This is a genomic window from Streptomyces poriferorum (assembly GCF_019399235.1).
In the GTDB taxonomy this organism is placed as follows: Bacteria; Actinomycetota; Actinomycetes; order Streptomycetales; family Streptomycetaceae; genus Streptomyces; species Streptomyces poriferorum.
On sequence record NZ_JAELVH010000495.1, the window covers coordinates 1 to 2,289 of the forward strand.

A 2,289-nucleotide genomic window follows, 5' to 3' on the forward strand; every position below is an offset into this window, starting at 1 on the left:
GGGGGCAGCGGGCCGAGTCACACATTCCGACGAGGGGGCGGTCGGCGGAGGGGGTGCCGGCGAGTTTGAGGCAGAGCGCGCGGGAGGGGTCGGTGAACCAGCAGTAGTTCGCCGGCCCGAGGTGGAGGATCTTGGCCCGCTTGGTCAGCAGGTTGAGCACGTCGCGGTCACTGCGCTGGGTCTTCGGCGCCGGTGCTGCCATCGGTTCGAGCTTGGCGTCGATGCTGGCGAAGAATTCGGTCAGGCTCCGGGCTCCCGGCCCGGATGGGAGGATGCCCTGCTGGTAGTTGCGGAACTCGGCCAGGACAAGGTCGAGGTTGCGGTCGCCCTCCAGCTTGTTGACCTCGGCCAGCAGTTCGGCTTGGGCTCCGCCGGGGCGAGAACTGTAGCCCTCGGTTGTCGCGACGACGATGTGCTTCAGGTGAATCTTGGTTGCCAGGACGCCGCCGGGCCGGTAGGCCATTTCCAGCGCGAGGGTGCGACGTAGCCGCCGCAGGTTGACGGGGCCGTGCGGGATGGGGGCGAGGCCGAGCCGTGCCCCCGCTTCGGATTTGACCCAGTTCCGGAACCACCGGTAGCGGACGTCGAAGGCGAACCGCCCCAGTAGGGACGCTCCTTCGGCGGGGTCGGGGTGCAGGCGTTCGATGAGTTCCGCGGCGCGGTAAGCGGGTTCGATGACCACCCATTCGTCGACGACGCCGCCGAGTCCCTGACCTTTGACTACTTTGCTGACCAGGCGGTAGCGGATCAGGCCGGGGGCGGGTTGCTCCAACCGGCGGCAGCCGACTGCCAGTTCCATCAGCTCGGACGAACGCATCCCGGATGCCGCTGCCAGGACGATGACTGCGGCGGTGCGGACGATTCCGACCAGCGCGGCGGCCTGCTGTCGGTGCAGCGGTAGCGTCCACGGCACCGTGGCCTCCCCGCCGGCCACCGTGACCGCGGCCGCGTTCCTGCCGAATTCCCGCTCCGCGCCGACCGCCGCGAGGGCATCTCCCAACGGTCCTCTCAGCGAGGGCAGCCATCGAGGGCTGAAAAAGCTGAATCCGGCCCGCCGTGCGAGGAGGTCCAGAGAGATGTTCACCAGCGGATCATGCTTCGCCCAGCCCTTGGCGATCCGCTCTGCAACGTGGTGGTCGGGAAGCAGCGTCAACGGACTGCTCGTGCGTCTGTGCTCGGCGAGCAGTGCAGTGATCTTCGGTTCCGGATCCTGAACCCGTGTCTTCTTCCGTCCCTGGGCCCTTCTGACAGTGCGGGACTTGCGGGCCCCGAGGCGGTCGGCTTCTCGTATCTGCTCGGCGAGCGTGACGGCGTGCGGGCCGAATGCTGTCAGCAGGTAGAGGGCTGCGGCGAGCATCGGCTGCAACACGCCGTCCTCGACGGGCTGGGTCTTGTTCTCGTCCCTTCCGTTGGGCATCTCAGCAACCGCGGAAGGGGTGGCACCGCCCCACGGAACCAGGTCGGCGGCAGGCTGGTCGACGGTGAACAGTTCGCGGTAGTTGACCAGGTCGACCGGGACCATGGCGGCAGCCCGCCGGGTTGCTGGGCTCTGGCTGGCGACCACCGTACCGTTCTCGTCGAGCACGTAGCGCCGGTGCCACAGGTATGCCTCACAGCACTTCGTGTCCACCTGGCCCAGGGAGGTGATGCCCAGTGCGTCGAGCCAGTGGAAGAAACGGCTGAGCTCGGCGAGGCGACCCGCGCACGTCCACAGATGCAACGCGGTGCGGTAAGCGCGAGGCAGCGGCGCGACCGCCGGATGCCGCGGCGCCAGCATGGCCACTACGAGTTCTTTGGCGACCAGGCGCCAGGCCGGGGACGCGACGGTGGTGAAGTCGAAGCGCCGGGCGCTCAGTGGCATCTGGACCGGCAGTCCGATCACATCGGTGAAGTCCCACAGGTCGTCGTCGAAGAACACGTGGTCAGCCCCTGCGGGCAACTGGAGGCCCGCCTCCTCGCAGACGTCCGCGCCGATGAAAGGGGACGCGGCATGCGCGCTGTGGGTGGAAAGCGAAGTCATGCCGGTCACGCGGTCAACTCCTCTGGCCTCAGGGGCAGTTCCTTGTCCTGGTCGGTGACCTGGGTGGCGGCCTGAGCCAACACGGTCGGGTCGAAGCGGTCAAGGACCTGCTGGATCCGGGTGGCGTAGGGGCCGAAGACTGCCATGAACTGGGCGGCGGGCATCTGTTGCCACTGTCGGGAGAAGAACGCCTTGAGCCGCAGCAGGTTCGCCGCGTGCCGGGGAGCGAACACCGCGAGCGGGCAGAGCAGGCAGACCCAGGGGCGGGC

1 protein-coding gene and 1 pseudogene are annotated in these 2,289 nt (G+C 68.3%); both read right to left on the reverse strand.

Features of this window, described 5'->3' with window-relative positions; translation table 11 throughout:
- A partial coding sequence (locus tag JGS39_RS38895) for a site-specific integrase (protein WP_219574484.1) occupies positions 1-1,918 on the reverse strand: 1,918 nt, incomplete at its 3' end.
- Positions 1,919-2,025: 107 nt separating this feature from the next.
- Positions 2,026-2,289 (reverse strand): annotated as a pseudogene (locus tag JGS39_RS38900) (hypothetical protein); the annotation flags it as partial.